General features: G+C 74.2%; 18 protein-coding genes. 11 read left to right on the top strand and 7 right to left on the bottom strand.

Annotated elements, in window-relative coordinates:
* Positions 1 to 107: 107 nt before the first annotated feature.
* On the bottom strand, positions 108 to 1,448 hold the full coding sequence (locus tag ACZ51I_RS24200; protein ID WP_468879351.1) for a PspC domain-containing protein: 1,341 nt from the start codon (positions 1,446 to 1,448) through the stop codon (positions 108 to 110).
* A 156-nt stretch (positions 1,449 to 1,604) separates the two neighbouring features.
* Here ACZ51I_RS24200 and ACZ51I_RS24205 point away from each other — a divergent pair, with 156 nt between their 5' ends.
* Together ACZ51I_RS24205 and ACZ51I_RS24210 are read left to right on the top strand one after the other, a co-directional pair.
* Positions 1,605 to 2,867: a PspC domain-containing protein gene (locus ACZ51I_RS24205; RefSeq protein ID WP_468879353.1), complete on the top strand. Its 1,263-nt coding sequence runs from the start codon at positions 1,605 to 1,607 to the stop codon at positions 2,865 to 2,867.
* The gene (locus ACZ51I_RS24210; protein ID WP_468879356.1) at positions 2,864 to 3,580 is read left to right on the top strand and encodes a LuxR C-terminal-related transcriptional regulator; all 717 of its coding nucleotides are present in this window, start codon (positions 2,864 to 2,866) and stop codon (positions 3,578 to 3,580) included. Before ACZ51I_RS24205 ends, ACZ51I_RS24210 begins: the two co-directional genes overlap by 4 nt.
* Before the next feature lie 250 nt (positions 3,581 to 3,830).
* On the opposite strand, the gene ACZ51I_RS24215 is transcribed toward ACZ51I_RS24210, so the two are convergent.
* On the bottom strand, positions 3,831 to 4,946 hold the full coding sequence (locus ACZ51I_RS24215) for a C40 family peptidase (RefSeq protein ID WP_468879357.1): 1,116 nt from the start codon (positions 4,944 to 4,946) through the stop codon (positions 3,831 to 3,833).
* A 342-nt stretch (positions 4,947 to 5,288) separates the two neighbouring features.
* On the opposite strand from ACZ51I_RS24215, the gene ACZ51I_RS24220 reads away from it, so the two are divergent.
* Complete coding sequence (locus ACZ51I_RS24220) at positions 5,289 to 5,642, top strand: hypothetical protein (protein ID WP_468879360.1); 354 nt, start codon at positions 5,289 to 5,291, stop codon at positions 5,640 to 5,642.
* A gap of 101 nt (positions 5,643 to 5,743) precedes the next feature.
* Positions 5,744 to 8,194 (top strand): DNA helicase PcrA, encoded by a 2,451-nt coding sequence (gene pcrA / locus ACZ51I_RS24225; protein WP_468879363.1) that lies wholly within the window; start codon positions 5,744 to 5,746, stop codon positions 8,192 to 8,194.
* A gap of 69 nt (positions 8,195 to 8,263) precedes the next feature.
* Here the strand turns inward: pcrA and ACZ51I_RS24230 are convergent, their stop codons facing one another.
* Together ACZ51I_RS24230 and ACZ51I_RS24235 are read right to left on the bottom strand one after the other, a co-directional pair.
* Positions 8,264 to 9,811: a M23 family metallopeptidase gene (locus ACZ51I_RS24230; protein WP_468879365.1), complete on the bottom strand. Its 1,548-nt coding sequence runs from the start codon at positions 9,809 to 9,811 to the stop codon at positions 8,264 to 8,266.
* Positions 9,812 to 10,032: 221 nt separating this feature from the next.
* Positions 10,033 to 10,833 (bottom strand): esterase/lipase family protein, encoded by an 801-nt coding sequence (locus ACZ51I_RS24235; RefSeq protein WP_468879368.1) that lies wholly within the window; start codon positions 10,831 to 10,833, stop codon positions 10,033 to 10,035.
* A 302-nt stretch (positions 10,834 to 11,135) separates the two neighbouring features.
* Here ACZ51I_RS24235 and ACZ51I_RS24240 point away from each other — a divergent pair, with 302 nt between their 5' ends.
* Entirely contained in the window at positions 11,136 to 11,543 is a 408-nt protein-coding gene (locus ACZ51I_RS24240) for a cobalamin B12-binding domain-containing protein (RefSeq protein WP_384108187.1), read from the top strand.
* Positions 11,544 to 12,068: 525 nt separating this feature from the next.
* Here ACZ51I_RS24240 and ACZ51I_RS24245 read toward each other — a convergent pair.
* Together ACZ51I_RS24245 and ACZ51I_RS24250 are read right to left on the bottom strand one after the other, a co-directional pair.
* Positions 12,069 to 13,718, bottom strand: coding sequence for a DUF5691 domain-containing protein (locus ACZ51I_RS24245; protein WP_468879372.1), 1,650 nt, complete (start codon positions 13,716 to 13,718; stop codon positions 12,069 to 12,071).
* A gap of 38 nt (positions 13,719 to 13,756) precedes the next feature.
* Positions 13,757 to 15,100 carry an SWIM zinc finger family protein gene (locus ACZ51I_RS24250; RefSeq protein ID WP_468879374.1) on the bottom strand — a complete coding sequence of 448 codons (1,344 nt, stop codon included), beginning with the start codon at positions 15,098 to 15,100 and terminating at the stop codon, positions 13,757 to 13,759.
* Positions 15,101 to 15,321: 221 nt separating this feature from the next.
* On the opposite strand from ACZ51I_RS24250, the gene ACZ51I_RS24255 reads away from it, so the two are divergent.
* The 5 genes from ACZ51I_RS24255 to sucD all read left to right on the top strand — a co-directional run bounded on the left by ACZ51I_RS24255 (position 15,322) and on the right by sucD (position 22,577).
* Positions 15,322 to 16,479 carry an ATP-binding protein gene (locus tag ACZ51I_RS24255; RefSeq protein ID WP_468879377.1) on the top strand — a complete coding sequence of 386 codons (1,158 nt, stop codon included), beginning with the start codon at positions 15,322 to 15,324 and terminating at the stop codon, positions 16,477 to 16,479.
* Between the two features lie 86 nt (positions 16,480 to 16,565).
* The gene (locus ACZ51I_RS24260) at positions 16,566 to 18,950 is read left to right on the top strand and encodes a DUF5682 family protein (RefSeq protein ID WP_468879653.1); all 2,385 of its coding nucleotides are present in this window, start codon (positions 16,566 to 16,568) and stop codon (positions 18,948 to 18,950) included.
* Positions 18,947 to 20,098 carry a VWA domain-containing protein gene (locus ACZ51I_RS24265; protein WP_468879380.1) on the top strand — a complete coding sequence of 384 codons (1,152 nt, stop codon included), beginning with the start codon at positions 18,947 to 18,949 and terminating at the stop codon, positions 20,096 to 20,098. Before ACZ51I_RS24260 ends, ACZ51I_RS24265 begins: the two co-directional genes overlap by 4 nt.
* A 394-nt stretch (positions 20,099 to 20,492) precedes the next feature.
* Complete coding sequence (gene sucC, locus ACZ51I_RS24270) at positions 20,493 to 21,671, top strand: ADP-forming succinate--CoA ligase subunit beta (RefSeq protein ID WP_468879383.1); 1,179 nt, start codon at positions 20,493 to 20,495, stop codon at positions 21,669 to 21,671.
* 21 nt (positions 21,672 to 21,692) lie between these two features.
* On the top strand, positions 21,693 to 22,577 hold the full coding sequence (gene sucD, locus ACZ51I_RS24275) for a succinate--CoA ligase subunit alpha (protein WP_468879386.1): 885 nt from the start codon (positions 21,693 to 21,695) through the stop codon (positions 22,575 to 22,577).
* A 102-nt stretch (positions 22,578 to 22,679) separates the two neighbouring features.
* Here sucD and ACZ51I_RS24280 read toward each other — a convergent pair whose 3' ends face one another.
* Entirely contained in the window at positions 22,680 to 24,062 is a 1,383-nt protein-coding gene (locus tag ACZ51I_RS24280; RefSeq protein ID WP_468879388.1) for a sigma factor-like helix-turn-helix DNA-binding protein, read from the bottom strand.
* A 119-nt stretch (positions 24,063 to 24,181) separates the two neighbouring features.
* On the opposite strand from ACZ51I_RS24280, the gene ACZ51I_RS24285 reads away from it, so the two are divergent.
* On the top strand, positions 24,182 to 25,699 hold the full coding sequence (locus tag ACZ51I_RS24285; RefSeq protein ID WP_468879391.1) for a cell division protein PerM: 1,518 nt from the start codon (positions 24,182 to 24,184) through the stop codon (positions 25,697 to 25,699).
* Positions 25,700 to 25,706 lie beyond the last annotated feature (7 nt).

Consider the following 25,706-nt stretch of genomic DNA (forward strand, 5'->3'; position numbering starts at 1 on the left):
GGATCACCGTGTACCACGGCGTCGTCCAGGCGCCGGTGGCGTCGCCCGCGTAGACGGCGGCCAGGGCGAGGGCGGTCAGGCCGGCGAGCAGCCGGCCGGGGCGGAACTCATGAAGCAGCACGGGTGACCTCCACCTGTCCGAGTCCGACCTCCAGCGAGAGGTCCAGGGCGCCCGCCGGGGTGGTCCCGGCCGGCGGATCGAGCGTCCGGGTCACGTCACGGTCCGGCGCGATGTCGATGTCGCCGGCGGGCGCGCCCGGCAGTTGCAGATCGCCCACGCCCACCTGGGCGTGCAGCCTCACCACCGCGCTCTTCGGCACGATCACCTTGAGCCGGCCGGCGCCCACCCCGGCGCGCGTCTCCACCGTCGTGCCGGCCGGGAGCGGGAGCCGGGAGAGGTCGAGCGTGCCGACCCCGGTGCCCAGCTCGTAGTCCGGCTGCACGGCGGCGACCGAGGCGGGCCGCCACGTCTCGCGTACCCATTCCGTACTGATCCGGGCGGGCAGCGCCGAGGCCAGTGCCAGCAGGCCCGCCGTGACCACGGTCAGGAACACCGTGCCGAATCCGGTCCGTCCGAGGAAGCTGCTGACGACGAGGCCCAGGCCGAACACCGCGAGCGCGGCGGCCAGACCGGTCTGCAGGCTGGTGCCCAGCGGGTGGGTCTCCCACGTCAGGCCGGTGCCGAGACCGCCCGCGAGCAGGGCGAGCAGGAACACGAGCCCTCCGATGGAGAGCGGGCTCCGGCGGATGGAGGGCGTCGGCCGTCCGGGCGCCGACGGGCCGGGACCCCACTGACTGCCCGGCTTCGGCACCTCGCCGTTCACCCGGCCGTCCTCGTCGAGGATCCCGTGCGGGCCCCACAGATAGCCGACGGCGATCTTGCCCGTCGAGCCGTCCTTGACGATGGGGTCCTTCCACCACGAGGGGGACTCGAAGAGCGGAGGGGCCTTCGTCTCGGGCGGCGCCTCGGCGACCGCGAGGACGGCGGCGGTGTCCGGTCTGCCCTCGGCCTCGCCGCTGCCGCGCCGCCGCTGTGACCAGACCGCCGCCCCGCCCAGCGCGAGCGACAGGGTCAGCGTGAAGCCCAGCACCTCCCCGCTGTGCAGCGTCGACAGGAAGATCCCGCAGCCGATGAGCGCCATCAGCAGAGCCGCCAGGGAGGCCCCGGACACCCGGCCCATCAGCAGTCTGCGCCCCTCGCTCTCCTCCTCGCCCGCGAGCGGGATCAGCAGCCACGCGAAGCCGTAGAACACCAGCCCCAGGCCGCCCGCGACCGCCAGCACGCCGATCACCACCCGGAATATCACCGGGTCGAGGTCGAAGTGCCGCCCCAGGCCTCCGCAGACGCCACCCACGACGTTGCTTCCGCGCGAGCGCCGGAGCGGCGGGGCGGGATCGGCCTCCGCCGGCGGCGGGGCCTCGTGCTGCGAAGGCATCGAACTCGTCATGTCTCCATGGTGACGGCCCGTGACGTCCCGCGGCACCGGGACCGACCCTGGCCCGACCCTGATATTCGAGGAGCTGCCGCCCCCGAGTCCTTACCAGGGACGATCTCAGGGCCGACCCTGATGTCCCGGGCAGGTCCCTCGTGTGACGATCGGTGCATGTCCGCAACCGCTCGTGTCACCGAGACCGACGAACCGCCCGTGCGCAGGCTCTACCGGAGCGCCGACGGGCGGTGGCTCGGCGGTGTCGCCCGCGGCCTCGCGGGACACCTCGGCCTGCCGGTCGTGTGGGTGCGCGCGCTCTTCGTGGTGCTGTCGTTCTCGAACGGCCTCGGCATCGTGCTCTACGCGGTCTTCTGGATCGTCGTCCCCCTCGGCGTCGGCGGCAGGTCCGCCCCGCGCTCGCTCTTCGAGACCACCTCGGACGGTCGCCGCAGACTCCGCAAGCCCGACCGGGGCCAGGTCGTCGCCCTGATCGCGCTCGGCATCGGCCTCGCGGCCCTCGTCGGGAACATCAGCGTCGACAACGAGACCGGCCGCTACATATGGCCGTTGGTGCTGATCGCCGTCGGCGTCGTCCTCGTCTGGCGCCAAGCGGACAACGCCCGCCGGGCCAGCTGGACCGACCCCGGCCGCCACAAGCGCGCGCTCCAGCTCGTCCGCGGCCTCGTCGGCGTCGGCCTGGTCGGCACCGGACTCGCGGTCTTCCTGGTGGTCCGCGGCTCCGTCGCCCAGCTCGGGACGGCCGTCACCGCCGCTGTCGCGGTCCTCACCGGCATAGCACTCCTCGCCGGCCCCTGGCTGGTCCGCATGTCGCAGGACCTCAACGACGAGCGGACCATGCGCATCCGCGCCCAGGAGCGCGCCGAGGTCGCGGCCCACGTCCACGACTCCGTGCTGCACACCCTGACCCTGATCCAGCGCAACGCCGACGACGCCGGCGAGGTGCGCCGCCTCGCCCGCGCCCAGGAGCGCGAGCTGCGGAACTGGCTCTACAAGCCCGAGGGCACCGGCAGGGACGAGGAGCCGGAGACCCTCGCGGAGGCGGTGAAGAGAGCGGCGGCCGAGGTCGAGGACAAGCACGGCGTCCCGCTGGAGGTGGTCGTCGTCGGCGACTGCCCCCTCGACGAGAAACTGACCGCGCAGATGCAGGCCGCGCGCGAGGCGATGGTCAACGCCGCCAAGTACGGTGGCGAGGGCGGGGCCGTTCAGGTGTACGCCGAGGTGGAGGGCCGCACGGTCTTCGTCTCGGTGCGGGACCGGGGACCGGGTTTCGATCTGGACGCGGTGCCCGAGGACCGGATGGGCGTACGAGAATCGATCATCGGCCGTATGCAGCGCAACGGCGGTACGGCGCGGCTGCGGTCACCGCAGGGCGGGGGCACCGAAGTGGAGCTCGAGATGGAGAGGGCGGACGGATGAGCGACGAGACCGGAGCGACGACCGGAACCGATGCGGGGGCGCCGGGCACGGAGCGCCGGGTGCGGGTGGTGCTCGTCGACGACCACCGGATGTTCCGCACCGGGGTCCAGGCCGAGATCGGCCGGACCGACGTCACCGGCGTCGAGGTGGTCGGCGAGGCCGCCGACGTCGACCAGGCGGTCACGGTCATCACCGCGACCCGCCCCGAGGTCGTCCTCCTCGACGTGCACCTGCCGGGCGGCGGCGGGGTCGAGGTGCTGCGGCGCTGCGCGAGCCTGATGGGCGCGCACGAGGACCCGGTCCGTTTCCTGGCCCTGTCGGTCTCGGACGCGGCCGAGGACGTCATCGGGGTGATCCGGGGCGGTGCCCGCGGCTATGTCACCAAGACGATCACCGGTACCGACCTGGTCGACTCGATCTTCCGCGTCCAGGAGGGCGACGCCGTCTTCTCGCCGCGTCTCGCCGGCTTCGTCCTGGATGCCTTCGCGTCGACGGACGCGCCCCCGGTGGACGAGGACCTGGACCGGCTCACGCAGCGGGAGCGGGAGGTGCTGCGGCTGATCGCCCGGGGCTACGCGTACAAGGAGATCGCCAAGCAGCTCTACATCTCGGTGAAGACGGTCGAGTCGCATGTCTCGGCGGTGCTGCGGAAGCTCCAGCTCTCCAACCGCCACGAGCTGACCCGCTGGGCCACCGCCCGCCGCCTGGTCTGAGCCCGCGGGGTACGGGCCCGCAGGTCCGGGTCCCGCAGGTCCGGGTCCCGCCGTCCGGGGTCGGCCCGGGTCCTGGGTCCGCCCGGACCGGGTCCGCCGGGTCCGGGTCCGCCGGGTCCGGCTCTGGCCGGGCTGGGTCCGCCCGGTCGGGGCCCGCCGGGCCCGGGTCCGAGTCAGGCGGCCTGGGGATCCGCCCGGTCGGGGTCCGCCCCGGCTGGGGTTCGCCCCGGCTGCGGTTCGGCCGGGCTGCTCAGCCGACTCGGGTCGCTCCGGCGAAGGGCATCTCGTCGATGGGGGCGATCCGCACCGGGGCGCCCGGCCGGGGGGCGTGGATCATCTGGCCGCCGCCGATGTAGAGCCCCACATGGCTGATCCCGGAGTAGAAGAAGACCAGGTCGCCGGGGGCGAGCTGGGAGCGGGAGACCCGCTGGCCGGCGTTGATCTGCGTGTACGTCGTGCGGGGCAGGGAGATGCCGGCCGCGCGCCAGGCGGCCTGGGTGAGTCCGGAGCAGTCGTAGGCGGAGGGGCCCGTCGCCCCCCACACGTACGGCTTGCCGAGCTGGGCGCGGGCGAAGGAGACGGCCGCGGCGGCGCGTCCCTCCGGGGCGGTCACCGGTTCGCGCTCGCCTCCGGAGGAGCGGTCGGCCCGCGCCGTCGGGTGGCTGTCGGCGGGGCCTGTCCCGCTCGGGCCGCCGGCCTGCGTCGAGGCGCCGGAGCCTGCTCGGGCGGCGGCGGCCGCCTCGTACCGCGCGCGCTCCTCCTCGGTCAGCCGGGCGAGCAGCGTCCTGGCCTCCGACAGCTTGCCGACCACGGCCGCCTTCTGCCGCCGCAGCTCCCCCTCGTGCCGGCGCAGCGCGGTCAGTTTCCCCTCCGACTCGCCGCGCAGCTGCCGGATCGCGGCGAGCCCGCGCCGTACGGCCGTGACGGCGGCCGCCTGCCGGTCCCCGGCCTTCTCGGCGAGCGCGGCCCGCTCCAGGTACTGGTCGGGGTCTGAGGTGAGGGCGAGCTGCACGGCGGGGTCGAGCCCGCCCGAGCGGTACTGGGCGGCGGCCATGGCCCCGAGCCCGTCGCGGGCGGTGTTGAGCCGCTCGGTCCTGCGGGCGGCCTCGTCGCGCAGCCGGTCGAAGGCGGCGCGCGCCTCGTCGGCCTTCTCCTTCGCCCCGTTGTACCGCTCCGTCGCGACCTCGGCCTCCTCGTAGAGCCGGTCGACCTTCGCCTTGACCTGGGCGCTGGTGGGCCGGGGGTCCGCGTGTCCGGACCCTTCGAAGAGCGTCGCCGTGGCCGCAGAGGCGAGGGCGAGGGTGGCGGCGGTACGGACCGCCTGACCGCCGAGGAGGGACTGTCTGGTCTTGCGGTGCGCTGCCACGAGGGCGGGTCACATCCTCTTCCCTGGGGGACGGTGGCCGCCGGGCCGGCGGCGGGCCGTACAGGGGAGACGGACCGCCGCCGGGTTTTCTCGGCGGGGGTGACCGACAACCGCCGGACCGCCGGCGGTGGTGGGGAGCCGGCCACCTGGTGGAGGACGCTAAACCTGGGGTCACGGCAGGACGGGGAGTTGACCGCTATTGACGACAGTTGACGTATCGGGGACCGATCTCGTTCGGCTGGAGTGAGGGGTCGGGGGCATTCCGGCGGCCGTCCGACCGAAGTGCCGGAAGGGGTGGACCCGGCCGGAGAGGGGTGCTAGAGCCCCGGTTAGGCTCCGCCCATGGACGTACTCATCAATGTCTTCGTCGCCCTGCACATCATCGGTATCGCCTCCCTCCTCGGCGGCTTCCTCACCCAGATGAAGGCGATGGGCGCCGGTACGGCCCGCTTCAGCCCCGCGATGCTGCACGGCGCGCTGACCATGCTGGTCACGGGCGTCGCGCTCGTCGGCCTGAACCAGGCCGACGACCAGACCGTGAACAACCTCAAGATCGGCATCAAGCTGGCGATCCTCGTCGTGATCCTCGGCCTCGTGTACGTGAAGCGGGACGAGGAGAAGGTCGACAAGGGTCTCTTCGCCGCCGTCGGCGGCCTGACCATGGCGAACATCTTCATCGCGACCCTCTGGGTGTGAGACGCGACGCCCCGGGTGTGAGCCGTTCCGCACCCGGGACGGCAAGGAGGGCCCCGAAGGCGGGCCCGGATGTCGGTGGGGCGTCCTAGACTCGTGAGGCGATGAGCAGCCTCTTTGACGACAGCTTCCTGGCCGGCCTCCAGAACCACTCCTCGGAGGAGCACCCGCCCCACCCCGAGGACGACGAGCACGGCTCCCCGGCCACGGAGGAGGTCCCGCACGACCTCTTCGGGGAGCACTTCGACGTGCCCCCGCCCGCCCGGGAGACCCACTACCGCGACGGCCACCCCCGGCCCGTCGTGGACGCCGCCGCGCTCCTGGAAGGGCTGAACGAGCAGCAGCGCGCCGCCGTCGTCCACACGGACACCCCCCTGCTCATCGTCGCCGGCGCCGGCTCCGGCAAGACCCGGGTCCTCACCCACCGCATCGCCCACCTCCTGGCCACCCGGCACGTCCACCCCGGCCAGATACTGGCGATCACCTTCACGAACAAGGCCGCCGGTGAGATGAAGGAGCGCGTCGAGCAGCTCGTCGGCCCGCGGGCCAACGCGATGTGGGTCATGACCTTCCACAGCGCCTGCGTCCGCATCCTGCGCCGCGAGTCGAAGAAGCTCGGCTTCACCTCCTCCTTCTCGATCTACGACGCCGCCGACTCCAAGCGGTTGATGTCGCTGGTCTGCCGGGACCTGGACCTCGACCCGAAGAAGTTCCCGCCGAAGTCGTTCAGCGCCAAGATCTCCAACCTCAAGAACGAGCTGATCGACGAGGAGACCTTCGCCGACCAGGCCGTCGACGGCTTCGAGAAGACGCTCGCCGAGGCGTACCGGATGTACCAGGCACGGCTGCGCGAGGCCAACGCCCTGGACTTCGACGACATCATCATGACGACGGTCCACCTGCTCCAGGCGTTCCCCGACGTCGCCGAGCACTACCGCCGCCGCTTCCGCCACGTCCTCGTCGACGAGTACCAGGACACCAACCACGCCCAGTACACCCTCGTACGGGAGCTCGTCGGCACCGGCTACGAGGACCTCGGCCCCGCCGAGCTGTGCGTCGTCGGCGACGCCGACCAGTCGATCTACGCCTTCCGCGGCGCGACCATCCGCAACATCCTCCAGTTCGAGGAGGACTACCCGGACGCGACGACGATCCTCCTGGAGCAGAACTACCGCTCCACCCAGACGATCCTCTCCGCCGCCAACGCCGTCATCGAGCGCAACGAGTCCCGCCGTCCCAAGAACCTGTGGACGAACGCGGGCGCGGGAGCGCGGATCACCGGCTACGTCGCCGACACCGAGCACGACGAGGCCCAGTTCGTCGCCGACGAGATCGACCGGCTCACCGACGCGGGCGAGGCCAAGGCCGGGGATGTCGCCGTCTTCTACCGGACGAACGCCCAGTCCCGTGTCTTCGAAGAGATCTTCATCCGCGTCGGACTGCCCTACAAGGTCGTCGGCGGCGTGCGCTTCTACGAGCGCAAGGAGGTCCGGGACGTCCTCGCGTACCTGCGCGTCCTCGCCAATCCCGAGGACAACGTCCCGCTGCGCCGCATCCTCAACGTCCCCAAGCGGGGCATCGGCGACCGCGCCGAGGCGATGATCGACGCCCTCTCCCTGCGCGAGAAGATCACCTTCCCGCAGGCCCTCAAGCGGGTCGACGAGGCGTACGGCATGGCCGCCCGCTCGGCGAACGCCGTGAAGCGGTTCAACGCGCTCATGGACGAGCTGCGCACGGTGGTCGAGTCCGGTGCCGGACCCGCCGTCGTCCTGGAGGCCGTCCTCGAGCGGACGGGTTACCTGGCCGAGCTCCAGGCCTCGACCGACCCGCAGGACGAGACCCGGATCGAGAACCTCCAGGAACTCGCGGCCGTCGCCCTCGAGTTCGAGCAGGAGCGCGGCGAGGAGCCCGCGACCCTCGCCGAGTTCCTGGAGCAGGTCGCGCTCGTCGCGGACTCCGACCAGATCCCCGACGAGGACGAGGAGGGCCGCGGCGTCATCACCCTGATGACCCTGCACACCGCCAAGGGCCTCGAATTCCCCGTCGTGTTCCTCACCGGCATGGAGGACGGCGTCTTCCCGCACATGCGCGCGCTCGGGCAGGCGAAGGAGCTGGAGGAGGAGCGGCGCCTCGCGTACGTGGGCATCACGCGCGCGCGTGAGCGGCTCTATCTGACCCGCTCGTCGATGCGCAGCGCCTGGGGCCAGCCCTCGTACAACCCGGCCTCGCGCTTCCTGGAGGAGATCCCGCCCGCGTACCTGGAGTGGAAGCGGACCGGTCCGATGGCCAAGCCCGCCGGGCCGACCTCGGGGATCACCTCCGCGCTCTCCTCCTCCCGCTCGCGCTCCGGCCCCTCCGGCTTCGCCACCCGGCGGGCCGGTGAGAAGCCGGTGATCTCGCTCCAGGTCGGCGACCGGGTCACGCACGACCAGTTCGGCCTGGGCACGGTCATGACGGTGACCGGTGCGGGTGCGGACGCCCAGGCGACGATCGACTTCGGCGACGAGAAGCCGAAGCGGCTGCTGCTGCGGTACGCGCCGGTCGAGAAGCTGTAGTCACGCGGTGACGAGCAGGGGCCCCGGCGGACGTCCGCCGGGGCCCTTCGTCGTACGTAGGGGGGAAGTTCAGCTGGTGGGGTCGAGGCCGTGGCTGCGCAGCCAGGCCAGCGGGTCGATCGCGGAGCCGCCGCCGGGCCGGACCTCGAAGTGGAGGTGCGGGCCGGTGGAGTTGCCGGAGTTGCCGGAGTAGGCGATGACGTCGCCGGCCTTGACGTAACCCGAGCGGATCTTGGTGCTGCTCAGGTGGCAGTACCAGGTCTCGGTGCCGTCGGGGGCGGTCACGATCGCCATGTTGCCGTAGGCGCTGTTCCACTGCGTGCGGACGGTGCCGTCGGTCGCGGCCATCACGGGGGTGCCGTACTGCACGGGGAAGTCGATGCCCGTGTGCACCGACATCCAGTTGACGCCCGACTGGCCGAAGCGCGCGCTGAGCTGGTGAAGCTTCACCGGCAGCAGGTACTTGGGGCGCATGGCCTCCTTGCGGGCCGCCTCCTCCTCGCGCTTCTTCTTCTCGGCCGCCTGGCGGGCCCGGAGGTCGATGCGCTCCTGGGTGCGGCTGGCGCGGTCACCGAAGTCGCGGGCGTCTGCGCTGAGCGCGGCCAGCTGGGTGTCGAGCGCGCTGTTGGCGGCGACCTGCTTGACCGAGGCCGGGTCGGCGGCGGCGAGCGAGGTCGTGTCGTCCTGCTGTGCGCCGGCCGTGTCGGGGCTGGTGAGGCCGCTGACGGAGGCGGCGGCGATTCCGGCGACCCCCATGACACAGGCGGAGGGGACGGCGACGGTCAGCAGCGCGGACCGTTTGGCGGGGGTGCGGCGCCGGCCGCGGCTGCCACCGGAGGAACGGCGCACGGGGCGGCCGGCGACGGGGGAGTCCGTACGGAGCTCGACGGCGGGCTCGTCGGTCGGTTCGTCCACGTCGTTCCGGTACGCGTCGTCCTCGCCGTCCTCAAGGGATTCGACGGTTTCGAAGGTGTCCGGGGCTCCGGCCTCGGCCGGGTCGGAAGCGCTTCCCTCGTGCTCCTCGGATCCGTCCGGGAGGTACTCGAAGGCGAACTCGGCGGTGTGCTCGGACTGCGGGGTGTACTGCTGGGGGACGACCGGCTCGGGCTCCGGGGTCGCGTGGTTCCACGCGGTCGCGTCGAAGGTGCCGGTCTCGGTCGCGAAGGCGGGGGCGGCCCACTGTCCGGTGGCGTCGTAGGCCTCGTAACCGTACGCGCCCTGGGCGGCGTAGGTGCCGGCGTGGGCGGTCTCGTACTGGCCGGTGTGCTGGGCCTCGGTCCAGGCGGAGGCGTCCCACTGTCCGGTGGTGTCGCACTGCGGGGCGGTGGCCCCGTACGCGCCGGTGGCGTCGTAGGAGGTGGCGGCGGGGTTCCACTGGCCCGTGGTGTCCCACTGGCCGGTCGTGTCGTACTGCCCCGTGGTGTCGTACTGCCCGGTGGTGTCGTACTGCCCCGTCGTCGCGTACGTCCCGGTGGCCGCGTACTGCCCGAGGTCCCACTGGCCGCTGTGGTCGGCCTGGCCCTCGGGGTAGGCGCCGAACAGCGGGTCGATGGCGAAACTGCCGGTGGTGTGGGCGCCGTCTCCGACGTACCCGGCGTGGGGGTGCTGGTCGTTCACCAACGTCTCTCTCGCCTCGGCAGCAGGACCAGTCCGGGGCGGGCCCGTGAGGGGTGTCCCGGGGGTAAGCAGTGGCGCGACTGTACCCGGCGGTACGCGCGGCGGACAATCTTCGGCGGGGTTTGGAGCCGCAGGAAACGGGCAATCGGTCGTGTTTTGCCAGGTCGGGTGGAGAGCCTTGGCCTTGTGTTCGATGAACGTTCGAAGAACGGTGTCGCGTGTCAGGCGACGGAGCTGGCCCCGGGTTCCTCCTCGCACGTCCCGGAGAGGGGCGGTTCACCGGCGTCGAGGGCCTCGCGGACCCCGGCGGCCACCGTCGGATGCACCGGCAGCGCGAGATGGCCGATTCCGCTCACCCGCACGTTGTGCACGAGCAGGTCGGGGTGGTCGAGACGGGCCGTCTCGACCGGCACCATCACCTGGTCCAGATCGCTCCAGAAACTCACGAACCGGGTCCGGCAGCCGGGCGCGGGCCCGGCGAGAGCCCGCAGGACCTCCGAACCGGGCCGCATCTGCCGCACCAGCGGATGCGCGTCGGCGAGCGGAGCCACCGTGGTGCCCGCGTGCGGCGTGCCGAGCATGACCAGGGTGCGCACCCGGGTGTCCCCGCCCAGGCGCTGCACGTAGTAGCGGGCGATGAGCCCGCCGAGACTGTGCCCGACGATGTCGACCTCGGCGTGCCCGGTGCGGGCGCGGATCTCGTCCACCCGGCGGCCCAGCAGTTCGGCGGCGGCCCGCAGGTCGCAGGTGAGCGGGGAGTAGTTGAGCGACTCGACACAGTGACGGCCGCTCCGGGTGAGGGAACGGCGCAGCATGACGAAGACCGAACGGTTGTCGACGAGGCCGTGCAGGAGCACGACCGGGCGGTTGCTCCGGGTGGCCGTCGTGCCCGTCGGGGCGGTCGCGGCGGGGGCGAGCCGCTCCGCGAGGATCCCGGACGGGTAGAGGACGAGATGGCCGGTGAGGATCGCGGCCTCCAGCGCGGTGGCCTTCATGAGGGCGGTGACCTTGGTGAACTCCATGGCCGGACCTCCCGAACGGCACGCGGGGCCGAACGGAAAGCCGGTCCGCCGTGCCCTCGCGCCGCACGGAGGGCGGCACGGGGGCGCGGCGACCTCGTCGCGGCTCCCTTTGCGACCGGCCCCGCTCGCGGCTGGTGGGCCCAGACGGAGGGCCCGGAAGCGGGGACGGCGCAGAGCGAACATGTCCCACGTGTGATTTCCCCCTCGCTCGCCTCCGCGAAACGGCCGGGTGCGAGATGCTGGGGATAACGTTCGTTCACCTCCCCGGCAATCAGGCGCGGGGGTCGCATGTGGAGGCAGTGATGGGTGTGAGCGGTCCGATCCGCGTGGTCGTCGCCAAGCCGGGTCTCGACGGCCACGATCGCGGGGCCAAGGTGATCGCGCGGGCGCTCCGCGACGCCGGCATGGAGGTCATCTACACCGGACTCCACCAGACGCCCGAGCAGATCGTCGACACCGCGATCCAGGAGGACGCCGACGCGATCGGCCTCTCGATCCTCTCCGGAGCGCACAACACGCTGTTCGTGAAGGTCCTGGAGCTGCTCAAGGACCGCGACGCGGAGGACATCAAGGTCTTCGGCGGCGGCATCATCCCCGACGCGGACATCGCGCCGCTGAAGGAGAAGGGCGTGGCGGAGATCTTCACGCCGGGCGCGACGACCGCGTCCATCGTCGACTGGGTCAACGCGAACGTCCGCGTCGCCGCGTAGTCCGTTGCGCGGTGCTCAAACGGCGCCGACAGGGCCCTCCCGGAACGGGGAGGGCCCTGTCGCCGTTCCGGCGGGACGCGCCCCCGGGAGGCTCATCGGGCCGCCGCCCTCAGGGGCCGAGCGGCGGGTAGGGGGCGGCCGACGGCCCGAGGCAGGCGACGGTACGGGTTCGGGCGGCGGCGCGGGCTCGGGCGGCGGCGCGGGGTTCAGGCGGTGGCGCGGGCTTGGTCGGCGGTGCGGGGTTCAGGCGGTGGCGGGCTCGGGCGGCGGCGCCGGTTCGGCCGACGGTGCGGGCTCGGGCGGCGGCGCCGGTTCGGCCGACGGTGCGGGCTCGGGCGGCTGCGCCGGTTCGGCCGACGGTGCGGGCTCGGGCGGCTGCGCCGGTTCGGCCGACGGTGCGGGCTCGGTCGGGCGGTGCGGGTTCGGGCCACCGTACGGAGCCGGATGGCGGCTCAAGGGCGGGCGGTGACGCCAGGTGGGGCGGCCGTACGGGGCCGGGTGGCGGCCGCAGGCGGGCGACGCCACTCAGACCGATGGTGTCTGCGTGAGTTCCGCGTGCATCGTCGCGCGGAGGTGGAGCGTGGAGACCAGGCGCTGGAATGCCTCGGCCCAGTAGTCACCCGCGCCGGGGGAGCTGTCCTCCGCCTCGTCGGGGCGCGCCGTCAACGACTCCAGCAGCCGCGCCGCCGCCGGGTCGAGGCAGCGCTCCGCCAGCCCCATCACTCCGCTGAAGCTCCAGGGATAACTGCCCGCCTCCCGCGCGATGTCGAGGGCGTCGATCACCGCCACGCCGAGCGGCTCCGCCCAGGGGACGGCACAGACACCGAGCAGCTGGAACGCCTCCGAAAGGCCGTGGGCAGCGACGAACGAGGCCACCCAGCGCGCGCGTTCCTCCACGTGCAGCGTCGACAGGAGCTGGGCGCGCTCGGCCAGGGACGAGGTGCCGGGGCCCGTCGCGGGCGGGACCGCCGGGGAACCGAGCAGCGCGCGCGACCACGCCGGGTCCCGCTGGCGCACGGCGGCCCGGCACCACGCCGCGTGCAGCTCGCCCTGCCAGTCGTCCGCGACCGGCAGCGCCACGATCTCCTCCGGGGAGCGTCCCCCGAACCTGGCCGCCCAGGACCCCAGCGGCGCCGCCTCGACGAGCTGGCCCAGCCACCAGGAACGCTCGCCCCGGCCCGCCGGAGGCGTCGCCACCAGGCCGTCCCGCTGCATCGCCGCGTCGCATTCGTGCGGGGCCTCGACGGCGATCGTGGGTGTCGGGGCGGTCCGGTCCAGACCCACGCAGGTGGCGGCCCGGCCCGCCATCCGGCCCGCGAACGCGGAGGCCGGCAGGGCCGAGAGCAGCTCGGCGGCGGTGGCCCGCACATTACGGCTCCGGTCGCCGAGGGCCTCCTCCAGGAACTCCTCGTCGGCGTCGGAGAGTCCGGTCCGCAGCGAGTCCAGGAACATCAGCCGGTCCTCCGCCCGCTCGGCGGACCAGGTGGACGCGAGCAGCGCGAGACCGGCGGCGGCATCCTCGGTCCGTACGGCGGAGAGCAGAGCGACGCGTTCGGCGAACAGGCCCTCCTCCCACAGCGCTCGGACCCCGTCCGCGTCCCTCGGTGACGGGAGGCCGCCGCCGCCCGCGCCCGTGCCCCGGAGGGCGAACCTCCACTCGGGGTTGAGCCGGGCCAGCCACAGTCCGCGCGGACCGGCGAGACGGAGGGCCTGGGGCCGCAGATCCGTACGGGCCCTGGCCGCGTCGAGCAGCGCGGGCAGCGCGGCGGGCGATGCCTTGTAACCGTGCTGGTTGGCGAGGGCCAGCCATTGCGGCAGCAGTTCGGCCAGGTCGGGGGCGGCCCCGCGCCGACCGGCGGGCGAGGGCGCGGCCCGGCCGGCGAGCAGCTGGTCGAGGCGGAGCCGAGCGGCCTCGGGCAGCGGCGGGCGGGGATCGTCCGGTGCGGGCTCCGGCAGGGGTGCGGCGGGCCCGGGCCGCAGCCCCGCCCTGCGCCGTACGGTGTGCAGCGCGGCCGCGTCGAGCAGGGCACCCGGCATGTCCCGGTCCGCCGCTGAGCCCGCGAGCCCGGCGGGGGACCGTCGGTCAGTGCCCAGCATCGCCGCGCTGACGAGCTCCTCCCAGAGCCGGGTGGACGCGTCGGCGCCGTCGGCGGAGGTGGTCGTGGTCGTGTCCATCGGGCTCCTCCCGTGGGTCGGTCCGCGGTGACCGTGCGTCATATGAGGGGCACCGTCTCGCCCGGGGTCTCCGGTGACCAGGCGGCGAGCGGGGTGAACCCGCGGTGCCCGCACTCTCCGAAGACGGTCACCGGCGCGCCGCCGGACAGGGCGATCAGGCGCCACAGGCCGGGTCGCGACTGGGCGGCGGGCGTGAGGGGCAGCGCCTCGCGGCCGTCGGCGTCGGCGAGCTGCCAGCCGTACTCCGCGCGTGCCGGTACGACCCCGCTCAGCGTCACGGGCCAGGAGTCCAGCCACGGGTCCTCGCCCAGCGCGCGGCCGTACGCGTCGAGCGCCGCGCCGACCGGGCCGCCCGTCGGCGGGGCGACGGGGCCCGCGACCGGGACGAACCGCTCGCCCGGCTCCGCCCGCACCTGGCCGGAGCCGGTGTGCGGGGTCAGCTCGCCGTCGAGCAGCGCGCCCACCGGGAGCGCGAGCCGGGGCGCCCTGCCCGCCGCGCCGAAGGAGAGGAGGAGCGCGGTGCGCCCGGTCGCCGTGCCGTGCAGCCAGATCCGCCGCGTCGTCAGCCGGGCGTCGGCCGCGTCGTACTGCGCGAGGACCAGCCAGTGGTCGCGCACCGGGACGCCGTCGGCCGGGGCGGTGAGGCCCACCCGGGTCCGCACCGTCGACGCGAACGGCGCGGGCAGCCGGTCCGCCGACAGCCACGCCCGGTCGAGGAGATGGGTCAGCGCGCACTCCTCCAGGAGCCGCACGGGCCAGCCCGGCCCCGAGGCCGGTATCGCCCCCAGCTCCCGGACCCGCCCGGCGAGCCCCGGCGCCTGGGCGTCGACCATGCGGGCCGCCGTCTCCTCCCACAGCCCGTACCCCGCCTGCCCGGCTGCGGCAAGACCGCCGCGCAGCAGGTCGGCCAGCCGCTGCTCCAACTCCTGCGCGCCCGAGGTGATCCGGGCCGCCCTGCGCTCGGCCCGGCGGCGCGCCGCCTCCGGGTCCGCCGCCCCCGGGGCGGCCTCCCCGGCACGCCGGCCGGCGCCCGCGGCCCGGTCGCGCCGCGCCGTGAGCCACGCGGCGGCCCAGTCGGGGGCGGGGGCGCCCTCGGCGGCGATCCCGTCCGCCGCCCGCAGCAGCAGCAGGCCAAGGGCGTGCTTGCAGGGGAACTTCCGGCTGGGGCAACCGCAGGAGTACGCCGGCCCCGTGGTGTCGACGACCGTCCGGTACGGCGTGCTTCCGCTGCCCTTGCACAGGCCCCAGACGGCGCCGTCCCCGCACCCGGTCTCCGACCAGGGCCCGGCCGTGCCGAGCTTGCTCCCCGCTCTGCGCGACGCTTCGTCAGGAGCCAGTGCCAGCACCTGATCCGCCGTCCAGCGCACCCCCATGGCATTCATGTCCTCGACGGTAGGGGCCGCCACTGACAATGCCCCTGACCCGGCGGTTCCAGGAGGGGGCGAGCAGGCGACGGCGGGCGGCCGCGTCGGCGTCCCCCCCCGTCGTGGGCTGACCCTTCCTCACCCCCTCCGACCGGCCCTGACCAGCGGTGACATCCGATTGTCAGTGGCATGGTGCACGGTGGATCGCACAGCAGGTCGAACGATCTGGAGGGGGATCCATGACCGTGCCCGAAACCATCGCGAAGCCCGGTTCCGGTGTCGAGACGGACGCCGGCCCGGGACGGCCGCAGACCACCGCCGAGGTCCTGCGGCCGCACGCGGAGCAGGCCTTCGCCCACGAACTCGCGGCCCTCGCCGCCGCCGACGACCGGCCCAGGCCCGCCCGCTGGCGCCTCTCGCCGTGGGCAGTCGCCACCTACCTCCTGGGCGGCACGCTCCCCGACGGGACCGTCATCACCCCCAAGTACGTCGGACCGCGCCGCATCGTGGAAGTCGCCGTCACCACGCTCGCCACCGACCGGGCCCTGCTCCTCCTCGGTGTCCCCGGCACAGCCAAGACCTGGGTCTCCGAGCACCTCGCCGCCGCCGTCAGCGGCGACTCCACCCTCCTCGTCCAGGGCACCGCCGGCACGCCCGAGGAGGCCATCCGGTACGGCTGGAACTACGCGCGGCTCCTCGCCCACGGCCCCAGCCGGGACGCGCTCGTCCCCAGCCCGGTGATGCGCGCGATGTCCCTGGGCATGACCGCCCGGGTCGAGGAGCTCACCCGCATCCCCGCCGACGTGCAGGACACGCTCATCACGATCCTGTCCGAGAAGACCCTGCCCCTCCCCGAGCTGGGACAGGAGGTGCAGGCCGTCCCCGGCTTCAACCTGATCGCCACCGCCAACGACCGTGACCGCGGCGTCAACGAGCTCTCCAGCGCGCTGCGCCGCCGCTTCAACACGGTCGTCCTCCCACTGCCCGCGACCCCGGAGGCCGAGGTCGACATCGTCGCCCGCCGGGTCGAGCAGCTCGGACGCTCTCTGGAACTGCCCGCCCTGCCCGACGGCGTGGACGAGATCCGCCGGGTCGTCACCGTCTTCCGCGAGCTGCGGGACGGGGTCACCACCGACGGCCGGACGAGGGTCAAGTCCCCCTCGGGGACGCTCTCCACCGCCGAAGCCATCTCCGTCGTCACCGGCGGACTCGCCCTCGCGGCCCACTTCGGCGACGGCGTCCTGCGCCCCGCCGACATCGCCGCCGGCATCCTCGGCGCGGTCGTCCGCGACCCGGCGGCCGACCGGGTCGTCTGGCAGGAGTACCTGGAAACGGTCGTGAGGGAGAGAGACGGCTGGAAGGACTTCTACCGCGCCTGCCGCGAGGTGAGCGCATGACACCCCTGGACACGGCCCGCACCCCGGCGACGGCCCCCGCCGCGCCGGGCCCCGGCGGTGGCCGCGCGCCGCGGTCAGGCCCCGCCATGCCGGGCCCTGCCGTCGGCCGCACCCCGGAGACGGCCCCTGCCGTCCGCGGGACCGCCGCCGCCGGTCGCCCGGGGCCCGGCGGCCCGTCGGAGGCCGGCCCCCGGCGGAGTGGGGGCGGTGCGGTGCGGGGTGGGGCCCTGCTGCTCGGGGTGCGGCATCACGGGCCCGGGTCCGCGCGGGGGGTGCGGGCCGCGTTGGAGGCGGAGCAGCCCGCCGCGGTGCTCGTCGAGGGGCCCGCCGAGGCCGACGCCCTCGTGGCGCTCGCCGCGGACCCGGACATGCGCCCGCCCGTCGCGCTGCTCGCCCACGCCGTGGACGACCCGGGGCGGGCCGCGTTCTGGCCGATGGCCGCGTTCTCGCCCGAGTGGGTCGCGATCCGCTGGGCCCTCGACCACGGTGCCGCCGTCCGTTTCATCGACCTGCCCGCCGCCCACACCCTTGCCGCCGCCGACCCCACCTGGAGCGACGGGGAGGACGAGGTGAGCGGGAGCGACCCACGGATCGACCCCCTGGCCGAACTCGCCGCGGCCTCCGGGTACGAGGACGCCGAGCGCTGGTGGGAGGACGTCGTCGAGCTGCGCGGGGACGACGAGCCCACCGCCCCCTTCGAGGCCCTCGCCGAGGCCATGGGCGCCCTCCGCGAGACGTACGGACACGGCGGCCACCCCCGCGACCTCGTCCGCGAGGCGCACATGCGGCTCCGGCTGCGCGACGCCCGCAAGGAGTTCGGGGACTCCGTCGCCGTCGTCTGCGGCGCCTGGCACGTGCCCGCGCTCACCCGCGGGACCACCGTCGCCGCCGACAGGGCCCTCCTGAAGGGCCTGCCCAAGGTGAAGGCCGAGCTGACCTGGGTCCCGTGGACCCACCGCAGGCTCGCCCGCCGCTCCGGCTACGGCGCCGGAATCGACGCGCCCGGCTGGTACGGACACCTCTTCGCCGCCCCCGACCGGCCCCTCGAGCGCTGGATGACCCGGGTCGCCGGCCTCCTCAGGGCCGAGGACCACCCCGTCTCCTCCGCCCACGTCATCGAGGCCGTCCGCCTCGCCGAGACGCTCGCCGCACTCCGCGGCCGCCCCCGCCCCGGCCTCGACGAGACGACCGACGCCGTCCGCGCCGTCCTCTGCGAGGGCTCCGACATCCCGCTCGACCTCGTCCGCGACCGCCTCGTCGTCGGCGACGTCCTCGGCGAGGTGCCGCCCGCCGCCCCCGCCGTACCGCTCCAGCGCGACCTGACCCGCCGCCAGCGCACCCTGCGCCTCAAGCCCGAGGCCCAGGAGCGCGAGCTCGGACTCGACCTCCGCAAGGAGACCGACGGCGAGCGCAGCCGCCTGCTGCACCGGCTGCGCCTCCTCGGCGTCCCCTGGGGCGAGCCGGCCGCCGGGCGGGCCGGCACGGGCACCTTCCGGGAGACCTGGCGGCTGCGCTGGGAGCCCGAGCTGCACGTCCGGGTCGCCGAGGCCGGAGTCTGGGGCACCACCGTCGAGACCGCCGCCACCGCCAAGGCCGAGTCCCGCGCCCTCGCCGCGACCACCCTCACCGACATCACCGCCCTCGCCGAGCAGTGCCTCCTCGCCGGGCTCACGGACGCGCTGCCCCTCGTCATGCGGGCACTCGCCGACCGGGCCGCGCTCGACACCGACGTCGCCCACCTCGCCGACGCCCTCCCCGCCCTGGCCCGCTCCCTGCGCTACGGCGACGTCCGCGGGACCGGCACGGCGGCCCTCGGCGAGGTCGCCGCCGGGCTCGCCGAGCGGATCTGCGTCGGCCTCCCGCCCGCCTGCGCCGGCCTCGACACCGACGCCGCCACGCAGATGCGGGACCGGCTCGACGCCGTCCACACGGCGATCGGCCTCCTCCCGGACCGCCCCGACCTCGGCGACCGCTGGGCCGGGACGCTGCGCCGGCTCGCCGACCGCCACCGGATACCGGGCGTCCTCCGGGGCCGGGCCGCCCGGCTCCTGCTCGACGAGGGACGGATCGGTGACGGGGAGGCCGCCGTGCTCATGAGCCGCGCCCTCTCACCCGGCACCCCGCCGGCCGACGCCGCCGCCTGGATCGACGGATTCGTCGGCGGGGCCTCCGGGGGCGGACTGCTCCTCGTCCACGACGAGCGCCTCCTCGGTCTGGTCGACGCCTGGCTGACCGATGTACCGGAAGAGGCGTTCACCGACGTCCTGCCCCTGCTGCGCCGCACCTTCTCCGCGTACGAGAAGGGGGTGCGCCGCGCCCTCGGGGAGCTGGCCGCCCGGGGCCCCCGGTCCGGCGGGCCTGGGCTCTCCGCGCCCGGCACGCCCGGCTTCGCCCCCACCCCCGACCCCGAGCGTGCGGACGCCGTCCTGCCGCTCCTCCACCTCATCCTCGGAACGGAGGCCACCCCATGAGCAGGACCACCACCGACGACGAGCGGCTGCGGCGCTGGCGGCTGGTCCTGGGCGGCGGGGAGGCCGACGGCACCGGCCGGACGCTCACCGGAACCGACGCCGCCATGGACGGAGCCCTCACCGCGCTCTACGACCGCGCCGGCAAGGGCGGGAGCGGCCACCGCTCGGCCGGGCTCGGCGCCTCCGCGCCCTCCGTCGCCCGCTGGCTCGGCGACATCCGCAGGTACTTCCCCAGCTCCGTCGTCCAGGTCATGCAGCGCGACGCGATCGACCGGCTCGGGCTCGCCACCCTGCTCCTGGAGCCGGAGATGCTGGAGGCCGTCGAGCCCGACGTGCACCTCGTCGGCACCCTCCTCTCCCTCGGCAGGGCGATGCCGGAGACGACGCGGGAGACCGCCCGCGCCGTCGTCCGCAAGGTCGTCGACGACCTGGAGAAGCGCCTCGCCACCCGCACCCGCGCCACCCTCACCGGCGCGCTCGACCGCTCCGCCCGGATCAGCCGCCCCCGCCACCGCGACATCGACTGGGACCGCACGATCCGCGCCAACCTCAAGAACTACCTGCCCGAGCACCGCACGGTGGTCCCCGAGCGGCTCGTCGGCCACGGCCGCTCCTCCCGGGCGGTCAGGAAGGAGGTGGTGCTCTGCGTCGACCAGTCGGGCTCCATGGCCGCCTCCGTCGTCCACGCCGCCGTCTTCGGCGCGGTGCTGGCCTCCCTGCGCTCGCTCGCCACCCGCCTCGTCGTCTTCGACACCTCCGTCGTCGACCTGACCGAGCAGCTCGACGACCCCGTCGACGTCCTCTTCGCCACCCAGCTCGGCGGCGGCACCGACATCAACCGCGCCCTCGCCTACTGCCAGTCGAGGATCACCCGCCCCGCCGACACCGTCGTCGTCCTCGTCAGCGACCTGTACGAGGGAGGCATCCGCGACGAGATGCTGAAGCGGGTCGCGGCGATGAAAGCCTCCGGCGTCCAGTTCATCGCCCTGCTCGCGCTCTCCGACGAGGGCGCCCCCGCCTACGACCGGGACCACGCCGCGGCCCTCGCCGCGCTCGGCGCCCCGGCCTTCGCCTGCACCCCCGACCTGTTCCCGGAGATCATGGCCGCCGCCCTGGAGAAGCGTCCGCTCCCCGTACCCGAGCCCTGACCGCTGCGGAATCCGTCGCCGCCGGACCACCCGCAGGGGTGCCCCCGAGCCGACTGAGGCTCATATCACACCCGTACCGCGACGGGCCTCATCCCGGCGACCGGCGCGTCGTGAGGGCCCCGAAGGCCAGTCCACGCCCGCCACCAGGGCCCCCGGGCCGGCCCCGCCACCCCTACGGACAGCCCCCTGACCCGTACGGTCTGTGACCCGTATCACCGCCCCGGTGTGAGCTGCGATTTAGGGACCCACGGCCCACGGGGATAACCTGCGAGACGGACATGCCGCGTCCACGGACTCCGTGCACGCCTCCCTTGTGACAGCGCAGTCACGTTGCCCTTCGCGGCACGCCCACGCAGACAACGAACCGCGATCATCAGAAAAGGGACGGACGCGCGTGGACCTGTTCGAGTACCAGGCGAGGGACCTCTTCGCCAAGCACGGTGTACCGGTGCTGGCCGGTGAAGTCATCGACACGCCTGAGGCGGCGCGCGAGGCCACCGAGCGTCTTGGCGGCAAGTCGGTCGTCAAGGCGCAGGTGAAGGTCGGTGGCCGAGGCAAGGCCGGCGGCGTCAAGCTGGCCGCCACCCCGGACGAGGCCGTCGCCCGCGCGACGGACATCCTCGGGATGGACATCAAGGGCCACACGGTCCACAAGGTGATGATCGCGGAGACCGCTCCGGAGATCCTCGAGGAGTACTACGTCTCGTACCTCCTCGACCGAACCAACCGCACCTTCCTCGCCATGGCGTCCGTCGCCGGTGGCATGGACATCGAGGAGGTCGCCGCGACGACCCCCGAGAAGCTCGCCAAGGTGCCGGTCGACTCCAACAAGGGCGTCGACATCGAGAAGGCCCGCGAGATCGTGGCCCTGGCGAAGTTCCCGGCCGACGTGGCCGAGAAGGTCGCCGAGGTCCTCGTGACCCTGTGGGACACCTTCGTCGCCGAGGACGCGCTCCTCGTCGAGGTCAACCCGCTGGCCAAGGTCGCCTCCGGCGACATCCTGGCCCTGGACGGCAAGGTGTCCCTCGACGAGAACGCCGACTTCCGTCAGCCCGAGCACGAGGCGCTCGAGGACAAGGCCGCAGCCAACCCGCTCGAGGCTGCCGCCAAGGCCAAGGGCCTCAACTACGTCAAGCTCGACGGCGAGGTCGGCATCATCGGCAACGGCGCCGGCCTGGTCATGTCGACCCTGGACGTCGTCGCGTACGCCGGTGAGAACCACGGCGGCGTGAAGCCGGCCAACTTCCTCGACATCGGCGGCGGCGCCTCCGCCGAGGTCATGGCGAACGGCCTGGAGATCATCCTGGGCGACCCGGACGTCAAGTCCGTGTTCGTCAACGTCTTCGGCGGCATCACCGCCTGTGACGAGGTCGCCAACGGCATCGTGCAGGCCCTGGAGCTCCTCGCCTCGAAGGGCGAGGAGGTCAGCAAGCCGCTGGTCGTGCGCCTCGACGGCAACAACGCGGAGCTGGGTCGCAAGATCCTGTCGGACGCCAACCACCCGCTGGTGCAGCGCGTGGACACCATGGACGGAGCGGCCGACAAGGCCGCCGAGCTCGCGGCTGCGAAGTAAGGGACGAGGGACACCAGAGCCATGGCTATCTTCCTCAACAAGGACAGCAAGGTCATCGTCCAGGGCATGACCGGTGCCACGGGCATGAAGCACACCAAGCTCATGCTGGGTGACGGCACCAACATCGTCGGCGGCGTGAACCCGCGCAAGGCCGGCACGACCGTCGACTTCGACGGCACCGAGATCCCGGTCTTCGGCACGGTCGCCGAGGCGATGAAGGAGACCGGCGCCAACGTCTCGGTCCTCTTCGTGCCGCCGGCCTTCGCGAAGGCCGCCGTCGTCGAGGCGATCGACGCCGAGATCCCGCTCGCCGTCGTCATCACCGAGGGCATCGCCGTCCACGACTCGGCCGCGTTCTACGCGTACGCCGTGGACAAGGGCAACAAGACCCGCCTCATCGGCCCGAACTGCCCCGGTCTCATCACCCCGGGCCAGTCCAACGCCGGCATCATCCCGGGCGACATCACGAAGCCGGGCCGCATCGGCCTGGTCTCGAAGTCCGGCACGCTGACGTACCAGATGATGTACGAGCTCCGTGACATCGGCTTCTCGTCCGCCGTCGGCATCGGTGGCGACCCGGTCATCGGCACCACGCACATCGACGCCCTCGCGGCGTTCGAGGCGGACCCCGACACCGACCTGATCGTCATGATCGGTGAGATCGGCGGCGACGCCGAGGAGCGCGCGGCCGACTTCATCAAGGCCAACGTCACCAAGCCGGTCGTCGGCTACGTCGCGGGCTTCACCGCGCCCGAGGGCAAGACCATGGGCCACGCCGGCGCCATCGTCTCCGGTTCCTCCGGCACCGCCCAGGCGAAGAAGGAGGCCCTCGAGGCCGCCGGCGTCAAGGTCGGCAAGACGCCGACCGAGACGGCCAAGCTGGCGCGCGCCATCCTCGCGGGCTGAACGGGCTGACACGCACAGCAGCCTGACAGGCAGTACGTGAGCGGGCCCCGCCCCTCCCGGGAGACCGGGTGGGGGCGGGGCCCGCTCACGTGCGTCCGGCGGCTATTCGACCGCGGGGACCAGCCGCTCGGGGCCCGGGTTCGGTTCGGAGCGCAGCTTCTCGCGCAGCTCCAGGTCCTCCGGGCGGAGCTTCTGCGGGCCGCCGCGCATGGGCACCCCGTTGACGGACTCGCCGGGGACGTTCACCGGGATGTAACGGGTCGGCGCGGTCGCCGCCGTGACACCGGTGACCCCGATGAGGACGGCCGTCACCCCGAGCACCGCCCGCGTCCAGGTGCGGGTCCGGCGCTCGCTGCCCGTCCGGACCGCGCGCGCGGGCGGCAGGGTCGCCGTCGGCGCCTCCGCGACCAGCGCGCTCAGACGTCGGTGCAGGGCCTCCGGCTCGGCGAGCTCGGGAACCCGCTGCCCGATGACCGTACGGGCGTGCAGCAGCCGGTGGGCGGCGGCGGGCGTGCTCGCCTCCGTCTCGGCCGCCGTCTCCGGCAGGTCGAGGCCGAGCCCGTCATAGAGCAGGACGGTCCGGCGGTACGGCGGCGGCAGTTCGAGGAGCGCGCCGAGCAGCGCCCGGCGGCTCGCGTCGGTCGGCGGGGCGTCGGGGTGCTTGTGGGCGCGGCGCAGCCGGTGCCAGGGGGAGAGGGCGTACTCGTGCGCCGTCGCCCGCACCCAGCCCACCGGGTCCGCGTCCACGGCGACCTCGGGCCAGTGCTGCCAGGCGTAGTGGAAGGCGTGCTCGACGGCCTCGCGGGAGAGCCGGCGGCGCCCGGTGAGCAGGTAGGTCTGGTGGACGAGGCCGGGCGCGGCGTACGCGTACAGCGCGTCGAAGGCTTCTTCGGGCGTGAGGACGGGCCCGGTGGGGACGGGCTCGGCGGTGGCGGCCGGCCCCTGATGCGCGGGGGCCTGTCCCGCCTCCGGTTTCAGCCGCTCCGGCGGCTGCGCCGGCGGCTTCGAGGAGCCTTTGCGGGCGGGGCCCGGAGCGATGCCGGGGAGCGGGGCCGGGCCTCGCGGCGGCTTGGCGGCCCGCTTGACGGCGGCCTTGGGACGGACGTTCGCGGAAACCGATGCCCATGCCGATGCCGACGTCTGCGAAGGGGCCGACGCCTGGGGCTGGGGCTGGGTCTGTGGCTGAGCCTCCGGCCGGGGCGGCTGGGCCTCGTCCCCGTCCTGCGCCTGTCTCTCCGGTCGTGGTGGCTCGGCCGGGGGCGGCCCCGCCGACTCGGGGGCGCCGAGCAGTCGGGCGTACGCCTCGCGCTTGCGGCCCCGGGGAGCGGAGCGCCCGGTCTCCCATGCCCTGACCGTGGCCTTCGTGACGCCCATGGCCTCGGCGACCTGCTCCTCGCTCAGGGCGAGGGCCTCACGCAACCTGCGCCGCTCCTTCGGGGTCGGCAGGGTGACGGAGGGTGCGGAATCCGCGGTGCTCCGGCTCATCGGTGTCGACCTCCCGCAGAGCTGCTCTGGGCGGAAAAGTACATAAACGTATATTGAGCGACACAACGGAGGTTTGCCTGTTACGCGGTAAAAGCGCGTGTCGTTGGCAGCATGACCCCGTGACCCACGTGACCCAGCATCCCCTGGTCCACGGCGGCCGTTCCGCCGCGCTCGCCACCGCCTGCGTCCGGGGCGGGGTCGCCGCCGGGCTCGGTCTCGGCGCCCTCGCGGTCCTGGTGATCGCGGCCTGGATCAGCTCCCCGTACCCCGACAGCGGACCCGTGGGCGCGCTGCACGTCGCCGCCGGTCTCTGGTTGCTCGCCCACGGCGTGGACCTCGTCCGTGCGGACACGCTGACCGGCCTGCCCGCCCCCCTCGGCATCGTCCCGCTGCTGCTCGCCGCCCTGCCCGTCTGGCTTGTCCACCGGGCCGCCCGCGACACCCTCGAGGCGGCGGACGACGGGCTGCGGCCGCGACCCTCCCCCGGCGGCCTGGTCGCAGCCGTCGCCGGGGGATACCTGCTGGTCGCGGCCGCCGTGGTGGTCTACAGCGAGAGCGGACCACTGCCCGCCGACCTCGTCACGGCCGGATTCTGGCTGCCCGCCGTCGTCACCGGCGCGGCGGGAGCGGGCGTCTGGACGGCGCTCGGGCGCCCGCTGCCCGGGCAGCCGCAGGCGGCCGCCGCCCTGCGTGCGGCGGGGCTCGGGACCCTGACGCTGCTCGCCGGCGGAGCGGTGGCCGCGGCGGTCTCCCTCGCCTGGCACGCGGACCGGGCGCAGGCCTCGTTCGACGGCCTCGCGGGGGAGTGGTCCGGTCGGGTGACGGTCCTGCTGCTCGTCCTGGCGCTGCTGCCGAACATGGCCGTCTGGGGAGCCGCGTACGGCCTCGGGCCGGGCCTCGCCCTCGGTACGGGCGCGCTCGCGACCCCGCTGGGTCTCTCCGGCGACCCGGCCGTGCCGCCCTTCCCGCTCCTGGCGGCGCTGCCCGCCGACGGGCGCGGCACCTGGGTCCAGTGGGCGACCGCGGCGGTGCCGCTGGCCGCCGTCGTGGTCCAGGGCCACCGGGTGGGACGCGCGGCACGGACCTGGGCGCCCCGGGACACGGCCCTGGCCGCGCTCGGCGCCGCCTGGGGCTGCGGGGCGGCCGTCGCCGTTCTGGCGGCCGCGGCGGGCGGCCCGCTCGGCAGCGGCCGGCTCTCGGTGTTCGGCCCCGTGTGGTGGCAGGCGGGCGCGGCCGCGGTGCTGTGGGGAGCCTGCGTCGGGGTGCCGGCGGCGTTGGGGGTACGGGCCTGGGGCCGCCGGACACCCCGCTCCATGAGGCCCCGGTCCGCCTCGGTGCCCCCGCCTGCGCCTGCGCCTGCGCCTGCGCCTGCGCCCGCTCCCGCGCCCGTGTCCGCGCCCCTCGCGTCGGCCGCCGCACCCGGAGCCGACGAGGCGGACGCCGGCGCGCCGGAGACCTCGGCGGCACCGGAGGCAGGGGCGGGCCGGGCCCCGGAGAGCGACGCGCGCACCGACCCGCACCCGGACCGGTACACCCCCTCGTACGCCGACCCCTTCGGAGACCCCGGGTACGAGCCGTACGACTACCTCCCGGCGGCCTGGGAACCCTCCCCGCCGCCGCCCGGCTCCACCGACTGACGCCCGG

The organism is Streptomyces sp. NPDC034084, assembly GCF_055575535.1.

Excerpts from the sequence above, each read along its gene's own strand:
- ACZ51I_RS24220 (WP_468879360.1), top strand. The coding sequence starts at position 5,289 with ATGGACGTACTCATCAATGTCTTCGTCGCCCTGCACATCATCGGTATC.
- ACZ51I_RS24260 (WP_468879653.1), top strand. The coding sequence starts at position 16,566 with ATGCCGGGCCCTGCCGTCGGCCGCACCCCGGAGACGGCCCCTGCCGTC.
- ACZ51I_RS24280 (WP_468879388.1), bottom strand. The coding sequence starts at position 24,062 with ATGAGCCGGAGCACCGCGGATTCCGCACCCTCCGTCACCCTGCCGACC.
- ACZ51I_RS24245 (WP_468879372.1), bottom strand. The coding sequence starts at position 13,718 with ATGGACACGACCACGACCACCTCCGCCGACGGCGCCGACGCGTCCACC.
- ACZ51I_RS24240 (WP_384108187.1), top strand. The coding sequence starts at position 11,136 with ATGGGTGTGAGCGGTCCGATCCGCGTGGTCGTCGCCAAGCCGGGTCTC.
- ACZ51I_RS24250 (WP_468879374.1), bottom strand. The coding sequence starts at position 15,100 with ATGAATGCCATGGGGGTGCGCTGGACGGCGGATCAGGTGCTGGCACTG.
- ACZ51I_RS24200 (WP_468879351.1), bottom strand. The coding sequence starts at position 1,448 with ATGACGAGTTCGATGCCTTCGCAGCACGAGGCCCCGCCGCCGGCGGAG.
- pcrA (WP_468879363.1), top strand. The coding sequence starts at position 5,744 with ATGAGCAGCCTCTTTGACGACAGCTTCCTGGCCGGCCTCCAGAACCAC.
- ACZ51I_RS24235 (WP_468879368.1), bottom strand. The coding sequence starts at position 10,833 with ATGGAGTTCACCAAGGTCACCGCCCTCATGAAGGCCACCGCGCTGGAG.
- ACZ51I_RS24255 (WP_468879377.1), top strand. The coding sequence starts at position 15,322 with ATGACCGTGCCCGAAACCATCGCGAAGCCCGGTTCCGGTGTCGAGACG.
- ACZ51I_RS24205 (WP_468879353.1), top strand. The coding sequence starts at position 1,605 with ATGTCCGCAACCGCTCGTGTCACCGAGACCGACGAACCGCCCGTGCGC.
- ACZ51I_RS24265 (WP_468879380.1), top strand. The coding sequence starts at position 18,947 with ATGAGCAGGACCACCACCGACGACGAGCGGCTGCGGCGCTGGCGGCTG.
- sucD (WP_468879386.1), top strand. The coding sequence starts at position 21,693 with ATGGCTATCTTCCTCAACAAGGACAGCAAGGTCATCGTCCAGGGCATG.
- ACZ51I_RS24210 (WP_468879356.1), top strand. The coding sequence starts at position 2,864 with ATGAGCGACGAGACCGGAGCGACGACCGGAACCGATGCGGGGGCGCCG.